This is a genomic window from Dyadobacter bucti (assembly GCF_005869225.1).
Classification (GTDB): domain Bacteria; phylum Bacteroidota; class Bacteroidia; order Cytophagales; family Spirosomataceae; genus Dyadobacter; species Dyadobacter bucti.
Window position 1 is genome coordinate 121,973 of the sequence record NZ_SWFP01000012.1, and the last position, 15,780, is coordinate 137,752.

The following is a 15,780-nucleotide window of genomic DNA, read 5'->3' on the forward strand; positions in this document are numbered from 1 at the left end:
TCCAGTCTGCACTCCAAGACTGGCCGACAACCTACATCAATTCTCTTCATTGTTTTGATCGCTATCCCCCTTCTGCTGCTGAATTCGTTGTTTTTCTTTTTGCATGTGGTCAGCTGCGTCAATCGAGTGTGATTTGTGGATGTCCTGATCCTTCTCGGATTCGTCTGAGAGCTTCTGATAAAATTTATGTAGCACGTTAAGCTCTTCTTCCGTCAGATCTTCAATGTCCACCATCCGGTTACTGGCAAAGCGGCTGGCGGCTATCAATTCATTTAGTTTGAGCTGGATAGCCTTTGATTCTTTATTTTGCGATTTCTGAATGATGAACACCATCAGGAAGGTTACGATTGTGGTGCCGGTGTTGATCACCAGCTGCCAGGTTGCCGAGTAGCCGAACAGCGGCCCTGTCGCGGCCCAGATCAAAACGATGACAAACGCGGTGAGAAACGCGGGTGAGCTTCCGGTCCAAGCGGTGATTTGATTGGCCATGCGCTCAAATAGGCCGTTTAACTTTTTCATATGGTGGAAAGTATTTTGCAGGCTTTCTGTGTCAAATCCGTGCCTGGTGACCTGCTGACTCTCAACTTAGAAGCGATCTAAAAACGTAGGGCATGATTTTAAAGGCCTGCTGTGAGAAATACTACGCTGTAAATGAAGATTGCGACATTCAATATCAACGGTATTAACGGAAGATTTCCAGTGCTTGCGCGTTGGCTTGAAGAGCAGCGGCCGGACATTGTCTGCATTCAAGAGCTGAAAGCGCCGAGTGACAAGTTTCCACAGCGCGAGCTACTAGAACTGGGCTATAACGCCGTCTGGCACGGGCAGAAAATGTGGAATGGGGTAGCGATCCTGGCCAGAGGTTTGGAGCTACAAGAAGTCCGCAACACACTGCCAGGTGACGCGGATGACGACCACAGCCGGTACATCGAAGCGATCGTAAGCCGGATGCTAATCTGTTGCCTTTATCTTCCCAATGGGAACCCTGCGCCGGGGCCGAAGTTCGACTATAAACTGGCCTGGCTTAAAAGGTTAAAGAAGCATGCGAAGTATCTACTTTCAGAACAGGTGCCGGTCGTGCTGGCAGGCGACTATAACGTAATCCCAACAGCGCTGGATGTATACAAGCCCGAGCGTTGGGAGGATAACGCTTTATATTTCCCACAGGCCCGCAAAGCATACAAAGAGCTGGTGGGGCAGGGATGGACGGACGCGATCCGTCACCTTCACCCGGATGAAAGGATTTACACTTTCTGGGATTACCTGCGCAATGCCTATGGCCGCGACGCCGGCCTTCGGCTCGACCACCTTTTGCTAAGTCCGCAGATTACGCCGCGGCTGATCGCCGCCGGCGTTGACCGGCACGTCAGAGGGTGGGAAAGGGCCAGTGACCACGCGCCGGCCTGGATCGAGCTGATGGGCGAATGAAATTAGTTTCAACCTTAACCTGGATTTTTATGCCTTGGAACAACGGGGACTATCCGCCATCCTACAAAAACCAGCCAAAGAAGATCCGCGAAAAAGCGGTCGAAATCGCAAACGCCCTTCTATCGGACGGAGCAGATGAAGGTGTTGCCATCGCAACCGGGCTGAAAAATGCGAGGGAGTACTTCAAACACAAGAAAAGCGAGCAGTAAGCTGCCATTACGCGCGCACGTTCAATCCTAAGGCATCAGCACGACCTGCCGGATTGTTTCTGTGAGCTCTGGGATCGAATCCGTTTTTTGAATCACTTGGCCGATTTCTGAATTAAGTAGTTTCTGCTGCATCTCGTCAGAAATGGACGAAGAGTATATGACCAAGAACGGATGATCAAACTGACGAAGCTGCTGTAACTTTTCGAGGCACTGATCACCTTGTAGCCGGGGCAGTTTCAGGTCCATGAACACGTGCGAGGGAGGTGTTACGCCCGGTTGGGAGAAGTATGCGATTGCAGATTCGCAATCTGTGAAATACAAGCAATCCATTGGTTGGTTTATGTCTTCAATAGCCATATTAAAGATTTCGTGCTCGTCTGTGTCGTCGTCAATCATCACTAGAAGCGTCTTATTTTCCATTGCTGTGAGTAGTAGGTTCAATGGGGGGCATTTAGCAAAAATCTGTGCCTGATTCTGGTGGCCGCGGACATTCATCCTATTGTCAGGGCGAATTGCTGGCACGTTTTTCGAACATAAAAAGTTTCACTTAACAACAACTGATATGAGCTCGAAATACGAAGCATTCGAAAACCAGGGATCAGATAGCAGCTTTTTGCTGGGATTTTTAGCCGGGGCAGCCGTGGGAGCTGTTGCAGCAATCCTTTATGCGCCCAAGTCTGGCGAGCAAACGCGGGGACAACTCAAAGACCTTGCTGATCAGCAGAAGCAAAACCTTTCCAATCAATGGGAGAATACAAAGGAAAAAGCCAGTGATGCAGTTAATGCCGCCAGGGAAAAACTCGGTTCAGTGGCTGAACAAGCAAAAAGTGCCGTCGATAGTGTAACGGGCACGGCGAAAGGGACAGTCGAGGATCTGACCGAACCGGGCAACCAGTCCGTGGACAAATATCAAAGAAGGGTTTGATCTGATGACTGAACCAGAGTCGAAATCCGGTGGGGAGAGCCCCACAGGCAAGCAAAAGCTGATCTTGCCTGTCATCGAAGAAATTCTGGTGACAGGCAAGACGGGAGTTGAGACAGGTAAAGTGATTATTTCGAAGCACGTCACAGAGGAAACTGTGTCGGTGGATGCCGGTGTGACCCACGCAAATGTGTCCGTGGAGCGCAAGCTTATCAACCAATATGTGGAAACGGCTCCCCCAGCCGTAAGACAAGAGGGCGAGGTGACGATCATTTCGGTGATCAAAGAAGTGTTAGTAGTTGAAAAGAAATTGATGCTTGTTGAGGAGCTGCACGTCACCAGGCAGTCGAGCCACTACGAAAATATTGTATCCCATACACTGCGAAAGGAACAAGTGACCGTTAGCAGGGACGTCCCCGGCACGGATATTTAGCAAGGGGCTGCCAATTACACAAAAACCAAATTTGAAAGTAATCATGGCAAATACAGTTGTAGGGATTTTCGAATACGAGAGCGACGCGCAAGAGGCGCAGAATTATTTACTCGCAAATGGCTATGCCGACGGCAATGTTGATATCAAAACAGCATCCTACAAGTCAGAGGACAACCAGGTTTCCGATGATCGCGATGTTTCAGACCGGATAGGTAACTTTTTCAGGGATCTTTTCGACGGAGATGAGAAAGAAACCAGCCGGTATACCGACGCAGGTAGAAGAGGGACGATCGTAACGGTGCATGCACTGGATGCAGCCGAAGCACAGGCAGCGGCTGAAATTCTTGACCAATTCGGTGCAGTGGACGTAAACGATGAGAGCTTTACCGGCTTTCCCACTGGTAACCAACCGTATACCGCAGTCGCAACAGGCTCGGTACCGGTTGCTGATCCGGCACTGACAGAGGATTCAACTGCATTCACCGACCAGGCCCCGTTCGCTGACAATGACTACGATGCTGGCGAGCGGAGTGCATCTCTGCCGGTTATTGAAGAAGAGCTGTTGGTGGGCAAGCAACAAGTCCAAACGGGAGGCGTTCGGCTCAGAAGTAGAATCGTGGAACGCCCCGTCCAAGAGAGTATTCGCCTGCGGCAGGAACAGGTTACCGTTACGCGTACGCCGGTTGACCGTGTAGCAGCCCAGGGAGAACTGGATACTTTCGTAGAAGGAACGATTGAAATGACGGAAACTGCGGAAATCCCGGTAGTCAGCAAGCAGGCGCGGGTAGTTGAAGAGGTCAGTCTAAACAAGACTGTTGAGCAGCACGAAGAGGTTATTCATGATACGCTCAGAAACACTCAGGTCGATGTGCAGGATCTGACAGACGAAGAAAGACTTCGACGGTCAGGACTTGATCTATAAAATAAAAACAGAGCCCTCGCATTTGCGAGGGCTTTTTTATGGCTCTGCGTAGCGTATTTGATCGGAAGCTCGAATGGGAAATATAGTTCATCGAACTTGTAGTTGAAAAACCTTAAATTGTATTAAGTACTATCAACTGGTAACCACTGAACCATATAAACATGACCGCCGAGTTGCTGCTAACAGAATCTCAGAAACTAGAAATCGGAAAAGTGATAAAAAGGCTAAATGCTAACGGTTCCTTTATTACGGCATCAGTGTATGGCGAGATCCTGCGCATAAGTGGGACGAAAAAAGAAATCGAACAGGTTACGGCTGACATCCAAAAATTCAGCTGAAAGGAGAAAAGTGTTTTAGCCTTGGAATCGATGGTCCTTTGGGCGATCGATTTTGATAATTAGGTATGATCGGCCTGGAAAATTGTAGCTCATTTAACGACTTCGATGTTGAAATAACGCATCAGTATTTCTTGTTGACCGAACGTGCGTTCAAGCCTACCTTTCAATGAAGACCAATACGACATGTCCGGATGTTGGACAAGTACTTCATAAATGATCATATCATCGGTTTCTTCCTGGCCGGGAGATGGTTTCCATATACCCTTCACTGGACCGCGGGCGTAAATGGTGACGCCGCCGAAAAAGCCGGTTAGTTCCTGTTTCAAATCCGTGAACGGCTGCTCAGCAAACTTGCTGCCATCCTGGCCTGCGGTCGGAATGAATATTTGCATCAAATACATAAGCGGTTAATTCTGATCGACCATCGACTGGAAAGAAATCGTGCCGGTAACGCTTTCCTTGTGCAGAAATATTGGCACGGTTTTGAAGCATGTTAGCTCCATCATTAAACTTTCATCATATCATGGCAACTGAATCCACAAGAACCAAAAAGCAAATTACCCCCCAGGATGGCGAGAAACTAAAAGAGCTATTTGTCGACGGACTAAAAGATATTTACTGGGCGGAAAAAAACCTGGTTAAAGCACTAAATAAACTTTCAAAGAACGCGACCTCTGAAGAATTGAAATCAGCCTTCGAGCTGCATGCAATCCAAACCGAAGGCCATGTGGCCGCCGTGGAGCAGGTCTTTGAGATTGTCGGAGAGAAAGCGCAGGCCAAGAAATGCGTCGCGATGGAGGGCTTGATCGCCGAGGCAGACGAAATTATCGAAAGCACCGAAAAAGGAACGATGGTACGTGACTGCGGACTGATTATGGCTGCCCAGAAAGTCGAGCACTATGAAATTGGCTCCTACGGTACACTTCGCAATATTGCCAGGACACTTGGCTATGAGCAGGCAGCTACCTTACTGCAACAGACCTTGGATCAGGAAGGTGAAACAGACCATCTTTTGACGGAGCTCGCTGAGACCTACGTCAATGAGCAAGCTGCGAGCGAATAAGTAGTAATGAATTGTGGTGAAGTGAAGAGCTGGTAGGACTCTGCCAGCTCTTTTTATATTTGAATTGTTTCTATTGAGAGGGGAAATTGCTAGAAAGAGTGGACAAAAGCGTCCCCAGCGTAGTGGTGGTGACGCTTTTATTAAAATGGTAGATATGGTAAACTTTTACGACCGATTCTGTCCCGTAGCAAACTTTCTGTAAATGAACAGAAGTAGCACCGAACCTAATACAGCTACAAAAAGACTACCAAAGTTAAAGCCGTCCACAGTTCCATAACCCAGCAATGATGAAATCCAGCCTCCAACGATGGCGCCGACAATTCCGATAATAATTGTAACGATAAACCCTCCTGGATCCTTCCCTGGATGGATTGCCTTGGCGATTGCCCCTGCAATCAGGCCGATAATAATCCACGTGATAATTCCCATGTGTAGTGTTCGATTGTTTCTTGGAAGCAATCAAAAACTATGCCTTGTAATACAAACGGATTTAGAAATATATTCCAGCATCCCAAAGTTGGATGGACAGAAACGCAGATTTTAAGCTTGCGATCGAATTGACAGAGTAGACTAGGTATCAATAATTTCTATTTAACATAAGATAACTTATACAACAAGCGGTATTGCCCTGAAATAGCCTGACATTACTTTATAATGACATGGATTACAGTCTTTTACAAGAATTGGCAATATATTCAAAACCGGTTTGTTAGCATATTACACTAACGAAAGGCAGCGCGGGAACGCTACCATTCTTTCTATGTTGGATTAATCTGGGATCTTAATAGTGTTCGGACAGGCAGCCAATATCACTTTTTGCTTTTTTCATCTTTCTTGTCTTTTGTATCCTTCGAGAAAATTTTCTGTAAAAAGGTTTTCTTTTCCTCTTTGGGATTATCTACAGAGGCAATGCTAATCTCACCATCAATGGTTGGCTGTATGGCATGAATAAATGCATTCTGAAGAATATGGCTTAACGCATACCAGATGTTGGTCTGTGGATCATCAAGCTTGCCTTCGAAGGGGATTTTTGTAGCTACCTGGTCTTTGGGATGGTTTCGAAGCAATTGGCCGACGCCACCGGCGACTGCTTCCCAAAGCTTCTGAAATAGATTGTCCTTCCGGTCTTCTTTGCCTAAGATATCCAGGTCTTTGATCAATGGTTTAACATATCCTGCAAAGCGGTTGTTTTTTGCAGCCACTTCGGTGTAGAGTCCGAAACGGCCTTTGTTAACATCTATCTTTGCGTATGCCTGAAAAAAGTCATTGAGCTTGACAAGGTTTGTGTTTTTTAGTTCTGCACTCATATCGAAGGTAGGGTTGTCGGCGAGCGGATTGAGTTTTGCGTCCAAAGTCAGTGTACCTTCGTAAACCTGAGCAGAAGCATTTACCGTTGCGGGTAGCAAGGTTGTCGAATCATAGCTGTTACGCAAGTTTTGCGCGAGCACGTGCAGGTTATCCATTTGAATATCAACCTTGGGAGTAGTGCTGGTGTCTTTGAAGCGAACTACGCCACCTTTGACCTCACAGCGGTTAATACTTAATGGCATAAAATCGTCAAGGACTTTTTTGAAGTCGGCCGAGTCTTTTGCAATCTGTTTGGGCTCCACCTTGTCTTTTGTAAAAACGACCAATGGTTTCTCAAAAGTAACCTCCCCAACGATCGATCCTTTAAATAAAGCTTTCCATTCGATCGAAAGATCTATCGCTGAACAGGCAAAGAAGGGCGTCTGCTTGCCTGAAACGGTATCGGATTTGTTAAGATAAATACTATCAACCCGGTAAGCGCCTCGGATCAATGCCAGGTCGATGTCCTGGACGTGCCCATAATAACCTTTCATTTCGGCCAAGCTTTTGTTAGCATAGTGTAAGACGATGTAGGGTAATGCTATTCGGAAAGCGATGATCAGCAATAGCAAACCAGTAATGATCCAGATAACTTTTCTTTTCTTCGAAGTAGACATATCAAGGCAGTTCCCGTTTGAATTGCCTTGATACGTCAAAAAGGATGCCAAAGTTAAGTTTCACGCAGCGACTCTGCCTCGTTATGCCGTTTTATGAGTTTGGGTCGTATTCTGCCTTTTATCTATACTGTGTAAGCAGCGCTTGATTTTTTGATTACTGCGCTGCATATATCGAACATTTAATGCTCTTCACAGATGATTAACTGGTGGCCTACGGGCACTGTCTTTTCAAACTTCCGACGAAATGCATCGCTGCTTTTGAAAGTAAGCTCCGGAATTGTCCGGCTTTCGTAATTGACCGCAAAAGATTTCTCTTCAAACGGCCACGGACTGACAATCAGATGGCCGTCATCTGACATGCTGAGCTGGTAGGCGGTGCCGTCCGGCCCATTGCTTATTTCCATGCTCCGCCCTTCGGGCTGGGCCAGCTGCTGACAGATGAGAAGGGAAAATGCGTCACAAAATTCCAGCAGCTCGTAGCTGGCTTTAACTTGGCCTGTGGTCGTATTAGCCTGTTTAATCCAGCTTTGTTCTTGCTTTGCCAGCGAAGAGCAGTAGGCCTTTGCGTGAGGATCTGCACCATAGAGGAACCGGATATGCATTGAGACTAATATCCCGATATAGCGCCCTTTCGCCATGGCCTTGTTCAGTAATTGCTCACAGTACCCCTTATCGAAAGGCTCCATTTTAAAATTCTTTGGGCCGCCGTTTTTATGAATCAGCTCGGGTCGGGCCAGCTCGTCCTTACCGTCGTCATGCTCCGCGGTGGCAATAAGTGTCTCGATCCAGCGCTGTGGCTGGCGGTCTTTTTTCCAACGCCCACAAATCTGTGCAGCCAACAGGCCATGTGACTGCTGGGTGATAATGGACCAGCCATTCTCGGTATAGTTTACAATCATGGTAAAGTAAATTGTTGCCGCTTATTTGCCAGCCCCTTTGTCTGGGCCGTCCCGGGTTCTCATTCCGGGCCCTCTTTCTGCGGTAGAAAGATTGCCAGCAACACATAGCAAAATAATTCTGCCAGTGCAAAGGCTTGGCTTTCCGCTCAATCTTTTCATTGTTAAGTACGATAGCAGGTCTATATGACTTAGCGGACGAGTAACTGGTATGCTAATTGATGCAGTGATGCCAGCAACGCAGCTCAGATGGGAGAGGTATTGATTATCGATGGAAGCACAATTGCGCAAAACACGCTGAGAGCCTTAGTTACAAGGCACTTTGCCAAAGTTAGTGTCCGGGTCGTAGATTCCAGATTTGCAGTTGAATCATTGATTTTGCATCATGCTTCCTTAGTAATCTATGTCAACGTGGATGTAAAAGACATTAACATGGAGCTAATCTCTGACATCCGCTTTGTTTCCGGGCGTACCCCGCTGCTATTGTACGGTCGTTTGCTCCAGATGGAAGACGTAGCCCTTGATTTACTAAAACTAGGTATCAACGGTTTTCTGTCAATAGACGCTTCTGCCGATGAACATTTCGTTGCAATCGACGCTGTCATGCGAGGTGACACTTATATGGACAGCAGATTAAAGGCGCATGTAGTAACAGCGCTTTTGCCGCGTTCGCATAGAACCGGCTAAGCATCGTCTGGGGGCTTACGCACGGTTGTAGAGCTAGAAAGTTTTTCTAAATCATACAGCAAACCGGTTACCGCTACCATGATAGCGATCGTTATCACGTTACCAGTGGCGGTAATGAACAGAGTTTCATTTCTGGCGCGATCAAACAGCCAACATTCGGAAGAGACAAAAGTTGTCATATTGAAATATGCGCTTCCGGCCTGCGAAGCGCGGCCAAGTGGTTTCAACGTGAAGCGCGATATGACTGGTCAACACATATGCCTAAGCTCGGTGCAGCGCCTCAATCAGGGACGCCATAGCTCATCTCTTTGGATATGCCCGCTTATATCCTTGCGCCCTTCTTTGATGATTCACAAAAGCAGAACTTTGGTTTGCTGGTCGGTGAGGTCATCACTGGTCAGGTGATGGAGTCAAAGGGGCCAAGTATACGATCTTGACCATAGCAGAGGCTCGCCTCGAACTGTAAACGGGTTGGCATTATCACTTTAACGAGTAAACAAGATCTCATACCCAGCTTTAGTAGCCTGAAATTCTTATTTTGGCTACATTGGCTTAATCTTTTTAGCTCTGACGGAATATGCGTCTGCACAATCGCGAGTGACAGAAATTACGGACAATTACCACCTATATACAATATTATCATAAACGAATCTCAACGATGGAAAACAGCCCGATAGTAATTGCTGACGATGATCAGGATGATAGTGTGATGATGGCAGAGGCGTTTAGTAAAGTACTTTTTAATCAAAACCCGGTTATTCAGGTGCCGGGCGCGAAAGAATTGTTGAGCCTGATTTCTGAAATAGTGGTAATCCCTAAAATATTTATCGTCGATATGATCATGCCTTGTTTTGATGGAATCGACGTGCTTGCCAGGCTGAAAACAACGAATGATTTAAGTAATGTGCCCGTCGTGCTTTTTTCCAGTAACCGGTTCAACCTGGACCTTGCCTATCAGGCAGGAGCAGACGCATTCTACTCCAAACCAGTTGATCCGGACGGTTTCCTTCTGATTGCTGCCGATATCAAGCGCCTGTTTCTGGAATGAAAAGCGGACTCGCTACTTTCTTCAAGCCGCCAGAATGCCACCAAGTTTGTAAAATCTTGGATATACCACTACATTGTATGATGCGCTGCTGTTTAGTGAAAGCGCATAACGTTGAGTAATTATAATCGATGGCTAAGTTTGGCCATCGATTATTAGGATCTGCTTACCAGATCATCGTCTGTACATTGATCAGAATTTGCTAGACTATTGAGACACTAAAATACCGCATCAAGATCTGCTGCTGCCCGAGCACGTTTTCCAGCCTTGACTTCAACTCATTCCAATAAGACAGGTCGATGTACGGGGTCAAGACTTCATAAATGACTACGTTGTCTGTTTGGACAACTCCGGGGCCAGGCTTCCACAACCCGTGTGCTGGTGCGCGCGCATAGATAGTTACCCCTGTGAACTTGTCAGTCAATTCCTGTTTTAGACTTGTGAATTGCTGCCGGTCATACTGCTGGCGCTGATGATCAGTGGTGGGAATAAATATTTGCATTAAGTACATTTTGCTGGATTTTAATTTGGCCAAGCCCTTCTCAACAATTATACCCGGCCACTATCTTCCTACAACATTAGAGCTGGCACGATTTTGACATAAAAGCGGCCAAAATCAACAATCACATACCATGGCTACAAAAACCACACGTGCAAAAAAGAAAATTACCCCGCAAGACGGAGAGAAACTGAAAGAACTTTTAGTAGATGGGCTTAAAGACATTTACTGGGCTGAGAAGAACCTCGTTAAGGCGTTGACCAAACTATCCAAGAATGCGACCTCGGACGAGCTTAAATCAGCGTTCGAGCTTCACGCCAGCCAAACCGAAGGCCATGTGGCCACTGTCGAGCAGGTCTTTGAGATCATCGGTGAAAAGGCGCAGGCAAAAAAATGCGAAGCAATGGAAGGCCTGATCGCGGAAGCGGAAGAGATATTGGAAAGCACCGAAAAAGGCACGATGGTCCGCGACTGCGGGTTGATCATGGCTGCCCAGAAAGTAGAGCACTATGAAATTGGCTCTTACGGCACGCTCCGCAACATTGCACGGACGCTTGGCTACGAACAGGCCGCGACTTTGCTGCAACAGACATTAGACCAGGAAGGGGAGACAGACCACCTGCTGACAGAGCTTGCCGAGACTTATGTCAACGAGCAGGCAGCGACAGAATAAGTGTTAGTGGTTGTGGAGAGAGCGAAAGCTGGCAGGTAAGTTCTGTCAGCTTTTTTTATTCTCACCAAACGCGTTAGCAAAACATTATTTGCGGATAGCCAACCATTCACTGACACTCATTCGCCTGAGGGTTTGTCTTGGTTTATTTTCTAAATTAGCTTCAAACAAGTAGGTATAAATGGGTAGCGCTTTATCAGATCATACAAATAAGGATTTTGGTTTTCTATCCGGTGGGGCAGAGCTCGGGGAGCTGATCCGAGGATTTGATTGGTCACGCACGCCGCTTGGCGCTGTTGACTGGTGGCCACGAAGTTTACGCTCGGCATTAAGTATTTGCCTGAATTCCAATTTTCCGATTGCCATCTATTGGGGCAAGGACCTTCACCTGCTTTATAATGACGCATGGAAATCTATCCCCGGCCACAAGCATCCGGCGGCCTTGGGGCTTTCTGCCAAAGAAGTTTGGCCGGAAATCTGGAATGAGATCCAGCCCCAATTCGAGAAAGCGTTTTCAGGACAGCCAGGCGGCGCCAAAGACGCCTTACTTCCGATGAGACGGCACGGGTATACCGAAGAATGCTACTTCGACTTTACTTTTACACCCATTTATGGAGAGAAGGGCAGGGTAGAAGGCGTGTTTAATGCCGTGATTGAAACGACTTACCGGGTGATCAGCGAGCGGCGCACCACTTTGTTGAAGGAGCTTCCCATACAACTTGCCCAGGCCGCTAACGCTTCGAATGCTTTTGAACTGGCGGCAGAGTTCATCAAAAAATATCCCCAGGACATTCCGTTCTGCGTGCTCTACAAGCTCGAGGGTAATACAGCACCGGTTGCAGTGGCATCGACCGTTGCGCTTCCGTCACAAGGGCTGCTGCTAAAAGCCCTTCCTGTTTCCGAGTTAACAGCTACTGCTGGCTGCGTTTATCTTACTGAGCCATGCGAATACTTATCTTTTATTCCCCCAGGGTTTTGGCCAGAGCCGGTAACCGAAGCAGTTTTGGTGCCAATCAGAGATAGTGCAGGCATGATCAACGGCTTTATGTTTTGCCTTTTGAGCCCCAGGTTACGCTACGATCAGGATTACAAAATCTTTTTGGAAAGTGTTGCCGGCGCGGTTTCTACGGTAGCCCAAAACATTGAAGCCTTGGAATTTGAGAGAAAAAGATCGGAGGAGCTCATGCAGCTCGATCAGGCAAAGACCACTTTTTTTACCAACATCAGCCATGAATTCAGGACGCCTCTGACTTTGCTGCTCGGACCGGTGGAAGAGCTTATGGCCAACGCTTCGATCAAGGGTTTAGCCGGAAAACAGCTGGAAACGGTCTACCGAAATGCACTCAGGATGCAGAAGCTGGTCAACAACCTGCTCGAATTTTCCCGGATCGAAGCAGGCCGGGTGCAGGCTAACTTCACCCGGGTGGACATTGGCGCCTTGACGCGGGACCTTGCCAGCACCTTTCGATCCGCTATCGAGACTGCTGGATTGGTACTTGATATTTCCATTTCCCCGGTTGAATCGGATGTGTATGTTGATGTTGACATGTGGGAAAAGATAATCCTGAACTTGATCTCCAATGCATTCAAGTTTACCCAACATGGCCGTATCGCCATTCAGGTCAACGCAAGTCGGCAATTCAATCGAAGTAGCGGTGAGCGATACCGGGTGTGGGATACCCCATGATCAACTGGACCGGTTGTTTGAGCGGTTTCATAGAATAGAAGCCAGTGGGCGTAGCCAGGAGGGTACAGGAATCGGGCTGGCATTGGTTAAAGAGCTGGTGCGACTGCACAAAGGGGAAATAAGCGTTACAAGTGAGGCCGGCCAAGGGACTACGTTCTTGGTTTCGTTTCCGGCCGGCAAAGACCACCTGCCCCAGGAGAATATTGTCAGTGAGATTTCAACTGGGATTACGCCATCGGAAAATGCGTATAGCATCGAGGCGCTCGCGCTGGCTGCTGGTGATCAGAGCTCACATGCGAACGCTGTTGCTGTCTCGGCCAAGCAAGCTGGCGACCGGCCAACTGTTCTGATAACAGACGACAACAGCGATATGCTTGAATATATCCAAAGGCTGCTTTCCGAAAAGTTCGAAGTCGTCACCGCCACAGACGGTAACAAGGCGATGTTGCAGATGCTGGACCGAAAGCCCGAGCTGGTGATTTCCGATGTTATGATGCCGGGACTGGACGGGTTTGGCTTTGTTGCGGCTGTTCGTTCGCATGCGGCGCTGCGGTCGGTCCCCATTATCCTGCTTTCGGCCAGGGCAGGGGATGAGGCGAAAGTAGAGGGGCTGAAATCGGGAGCTGATGACTATCTGGTCAAGCCATTCTCTGCCAAGGAGCTGCTGGTGCGGGTAGAAAACCTGATCCGTATCATTAAAATCCGGCTTGACACCGAGAAGCAGTTCTACCAGTTGTTTTTGCAAGCACCTGCAATTATCAACGTCTTCAAAGGGCGCGAGCATGTCTATGAGGTTTTTCACCCACAAAACAGGCTCATTTTCGGAGAAGTGGACTTTACCGGGCAAAAGCTGGTAGATGCGCTCCCTGAGGTGGAGAGCCAGGGTATAATAGAGATGCTTGACAGGGTGTTTCACACCGGTGTAACGATTGCCAAGCAAGAGATGCCTGTCACATTCATCAACAAAGATGGCAAGGAAGAGCGGCACTTTTTCAACCTGACTTATCAGCCCTGGTATGATTTACGAGGTAATATTCAGGGGGTAATCAATTTTGCCGTCGATGTGACCACTCAGGTGCTTGCACAGCACGCCATCAGGGAAAGCGAACAAAGGCTGAGAAGCATCATCACCCAGGCGCCAGTACCGATGTGCATTTTCCGTGGGCAGGAATTTGTGGTCGAAACGGCCAACACCCAAATGCTGGCTTTTTGGGGCAAGACCCAAGATCAGGTCTTGGGCAAATCTATTTTTGAAGGACTGCCGGAAATCAAAGGGCAAGGTTTCGAAGATATATTATTAAATGTTTACACTACCGGGGAGCGGTATGCTGCTTTCGAGCGGCCTATCACCCTTTTGCGAAATGGAAATTTGGAGAAGGCATATGTTAACTTCGTCTATCAAGCTTTAAGGGAAAATGACGGGACGATTTCCGGCATCACCGCGGTAGCCATAGAAATAACAGATCAGGTCAGGGCCCGCCAAAAGATCGAAGATGCCGAAGAGAAAGCCCGCCTGGCTATCGAGTCGGCAGACCTTGGGACCTACGAGATTGATCTGGCCACTGACAAAATGCACACTTCACCACGGTTTAACCAAATTTGGGGAGTGGCAGATGGTGTCAGCCGCGCTGAGCTTGCAGAACGCATCCACGAAAGTGATCGCCAGGTCCGGCAACAAGCACATGCAAAGGCGCAGCAAACCGGAGCGCTCGATTACGAAGCGCGTATCAATGCGGGCGAAGGCACTGTGCGCTGGGTGAAAATCAAGGGTAAGGTTATTTACGATGTCAACAGCAGTCCGCTCACCCTTCTGGGTGTTGTCCAGGATATCACAGAGCAAAAAGAGTTCTCCCAGCAGCTGAGCTTGCAAGTCGATCAGCGGACAATCGAACTGCAAAGGTCTAACCAAGATCTGCAACAGTTCGCCCACGTCACCAGTCATGATTTGAAAGAACCGGTCAGAAAAATCAAACTGTTCAGCGGCCGTCTGCAAACAGAGTACGCCAGTATACTCCCAGAGAAAGCACTAGGTTTTTTGGGCAAGATCCAGCAATCGACCGACCGGATGTTTGCTATGATCGATGGTGTGCTTTTGTACTCCTCGTTGAATGCCAGACAGGACCAGCCGCAACCAGTTGATCTGAATGAGCTGCTCACAGGCATCGAAACAGACCTTGAAATACTGATCAATCAGAAAGAGGCTACAATTTCATCAGCTCGACTTCCCGTTGTTGAGGGCTGGCCTGTGTTGTTATATCAATTGTTTTACAATCTGGTAAATAACTCGCTCAAATTCTCAAAAGCCCAAGTCCCACCCGTTATATTAGTTGACTATTCATCGCTACCGGCCGGTGGTATTCAACTGACGGTAGCCGACAACGGAATAGGGTTTGACCAACAGTATGCCAGCCATATTTTTGAACCATTTGCACGCTTAAACGCCAAAGATGACTATGAAGGTACCGGGCTCGGCCTGTCTCTTTGTAGGAAAATCGTCGAGCGCCACCATGGAAGCATTAAGGTAGAAAGTGCGATTGATGCCGGTACAACCTTCATCATAACCCTTCCTTTAAAACAACCTAGACACTCTCTTACAGATGAAAATTATGCTTATTGATGATGACTCAGATGATCGCGAGATTTTTGGCGAAGCGGTCTATGACATTGGCTCATCAATTATTGTTGAAACTGCTTGGTCGGCGAGCAATGCGCTGGAAAAGCTAAATGCTATGACGACAAGTTTACCAGACATCATATTCCTGGACATCAATATGCCGATCGTCAGCGGATGGGACTGTCTGACGCTGCTCAAACAGGATCCAGCGCTCAGCTCAGTTCCCGTTGTCATGTTTTCGACATCTGCCCATGAAAAGGAAAAGCTAACCGCGCAGCAGATGGGTGCCGCCGGGCTTATGACCAAGCGTTCCAGCTATGAATCTTTGAAAGCGCACTTAAGGGCAATTATCGATTACTTTCATGGTGGCGAGCTGCCCGCCGGCTTTACCGGTAGTTAGGTT

General features: G+C 47.9%; 18 protein-coding genes. 12 read left to right on the plus strand and 6 right to left on the minus strand.

Annotated elements, in window-relative coordinates; genetic code table 11:
- Positions 1 to 36: 36 nt before the first annotated feature.
- On the minus strand, positions 37 to 519 hold the full coding sequence (locus FBF61_RS30030) for a low affinity iron permease family protein (protein WP_138484533.1): 483 nt from the start codon (positions 517 to 519) through the stop codon (positions 37 to 39).
- A gap of 132 nt (positions 520 to 651) precedes the next feature.
- Here FBF61_RS30030 and xth point away from each other — a divergent pair, with 132 nt between their 5' ends.
- Entirely contained in the window at positions 652 to 1,428 is a 777-nt protein-coding gene (xth, locus tag FBF61_RS30035; RefSeq protein WP_138484534.1) for an exodeoxyribonuclease III, read from the plus strand.
- A gap of 29 nt (positions 1,429 to 1,457) precedes the next feature.
- The gene (locus FBF61_RS30040; RefSeq protein WP_138484536.1) at positions 1,458 to 1,637 is read left to right on the plus strand and encodes a DUF2188 domain-containing protein; all 180 of its coding nucleotides are present in this window, start codon (positions 1,458 to 1,460) and stop codon (positions 1,635 to 1,637) included.
- 27 nt (positions 1,638 to 1,664) lie between these two features.
- On the opposite strand, the gene FBF61_RS30045 is transcribed toward FBF61_RS30040, so the two are convergent.
- Complete coding sequence (locus tag FBF61_RS30045) at positions 1,665 to 2,033, minus strand: response regulator (RefSeq protein WP_166444651.1); 369 nt, start codon at positions 2,031 to 2,033, stop codon at positions 1,665 to 1,667.
- Between the two features lie 166 nt (positions 2,034 to 2,199).
- On the opposite strand from FBF61_RS30045, the gene FBF61_RS30050 reads away from it, so the two are divergent.
- From FBF61_RS30050 to FBF61_RS30060, 3 genes are read left to right on the plus strand one after another with little or no spacing between them, the layout of a single operon-like run.
- The gene (locus FBF61_RS30050) at positions 2,200 to 2,562 is read left to right on the plus strand and encodes a YtxH domain-containing protein (protein WP_138484539.1); all 363 of its coding nucleotides are present in this window, start codon (positions 2,200 to 2,202) and stop codon (positions 2,560 to 2,562) included.
- 4 nt (positions 2,563 to 2,566) lie between these two features.
- The gene (locus FBF61_RS30055) at positions 2,567 to 2,992 is read left to right on the plus strand and encodes a YsnF/AvaK domain-containing protein (protein ID WP_138484540.1); all 426 of its coding nucleotides are present in this window, start codon (positions 2,567 to 2,569) and stop codon (positions 2,990 to 2,992) included.
- Positions 2,993 to 3,035: 43 nt separating this feature from the next.
- Positions 3,036 to 3,914: a YsnF/AvaK domain-containing protein gene (locus tag FBF61_RS30060; protein ID WP_138484542.1), complete on the plus strand. Its 879-nt coding sequence runs from the start codon at positions 3,036 to 3,038 to the stop codon at positions 3,912 to 3,914.
- Between the two features lie 427 nt (positions 3,915 to 4,341).
- Here the strand turns inward: FBF61_RS30060 and FBF61_RS30065 are convergent, their stop codons facing one another.
- Positions 4,342 to 4,644 (minus strand): hypothetical protein, encoded by a 303-nt coding sequence (locus FBF61_RS30065; protein ID WP_138484543.1) that lies wholly within the window; start codon positions 4,642 to 4,644, stop codon positions 4,342 to 4,344.
- Between the two features lie 131 nt (positions 4,645 to 4,775).
- On the opposite strand from FBF61_RS30065, the gene FBF61_RS30070 reads away from it, so the two are divergent.
- Complete coding sequence (locus FBF61_RS30070) at positions 4,776 to 5,315, plus strand: YciE/YciF ferroxidase family protein (RefSeq protein ID WP_166444652.1); 540 nt, start codon at positions 4,776 to 4,778, stop codon at positions 5,313 to 5,315.
- A 165-nt stretch (positions 5,316 to 5,480) separates the two neighbouring features.
- Here FBF61_RS30070 and FBF61_RS30075 read toward each other — a convergent pair whose 3' ends face one another.
- From FBF61_RS30075 to FBF61_RS30085, 3 genes are all read right to left on the minus strand, one after another.
- A complete protein-coding gene (locus FBF61_RS30075) occupies positions 5,481 to 5,744 on the minus strand; it encodes a GlsB/YeaQ/YmgE family stress response membrane protein (RefSeq protein ID WP_138484546.1) in 264 nt (87 codons plus the stop codon).
- Positions 5,745 to 6,124: 380 nt separating this feature from the next.
- Positions 6,125 to 7,279: a DUF748 domain-containing protein gene (locus FBF61_RS30080; RefSeq protein ID WP_138484548.1), complete on the minus strand. Its 1,155-nt coding sequence runs from the start codon at positions 7,277 to 7,279 to the stop codon at positions 6,125 to 6,127.
- A 179-nt stretch (positions 7,280 to 7,458) separates the two neighbouring features.
- A complete protein-coding gene (locus FBF61_RS30085; protein ID WP_138484550.1) occupies positions 7,459 to 8,178 on the minus strand; it encodes a DUF3891 family protein in 720 nt (239 codons plus the stop codon).
- Positions 8,179 to 8,607: 429 nt separating this feature from the next.
- Here FBF61_RS30085 and FBF61_RS30090 point away from each other — a divergent pair, with 429 nt between their 5' ends.
- The 6 genes from FBF61_RS30090 to FBF61_RS30115 all read left to right on the plus strand — a co-directional run bounded on the left by FBF61_RS30090 (position 8,608) and on the right by FBF61_RS30115 (position 15,777).
- Positions 8,608 to 8,862 carry a response regulator transcription factor gene (locus tag FBF61_RS30090; RefSeq protein ID WP_138484552.1) on the plus strand — a complete coding sequence of 85 codons (255 nt, stop codon included), beginning with the start codon at positions 8,608 to 8,610 and terminating at the stop codon, positions 8,860 to 8,862.
- A 658-nt stretch (positions 8,863 to 9,520) separates the two neighbouring features.
- Positions 9,521 to 9,910 carry a response regulator gene (locus FBF61_RS30095; RefSeq protein ID WP_138484554.1) on the plus strand — a complete coding sequence of 130 codons (390 nt, stop codon included), beginning with the start codon at positions 9,521 to 9,523 and terminating at the stop codon, positions 9,908 to 9,910.
- A gap of 629 nt (positions 9,911 to 10,539) precedes the next feature.
- Positions 10,540 to 11,079, plus strand: a complete 540-nt coding sequence (locus FBF61_RS30100; RefSeq protein ID WP_138484556.1) for a YciE/YciF ferroxidase family protein — start codon at positions 10,540 to 10,542, stop codon at positions 11,077 to 11,079.
- Between the two features lie 178 nt (positions 11,080 to 11,257).
- A complete protein-coding gene (locus tag FBF61_RS30105; RefSeq protein ID WP_138484558.1) occupies positions 11,258 to 12,763 on the plus strand; it encodes a sensor histidine kinase in 1,506 nt (501 codons plus the stop codon).
- Positions 12,657 to 15,380 carry an ATP-binding protein gene (locus FBF61_RS30110; RefSeq protein WP_138484561.1) on the plus strand — a complete coding sequence of 908 codons (2,724 nt, stop codon included), beginning with the start codon at positions 12,657 to 12,659 and terminating at the stop codon, positions 15,378 to 15,380. The genes FBF61_RS30105 and FBF61_RS30110 overlap by 107 nt, the downstream gene beginning before the upstream one ends.
- Entirely contained in the window at positions 15,361 to 15,777 is a 417-nt protein-coding gene (locus FBF61_RS30115; RefSeq protein ID WP_138484563.1) for a response regulator, read from the plus strand. The genes FBF61_RS30110 and FBF61_RS30115 overlap by 20 nt, the downstream gene beginning before the upstream one ends.
- Positions 15,778 to 15,780: the final 3 nt, after the last annotated feature.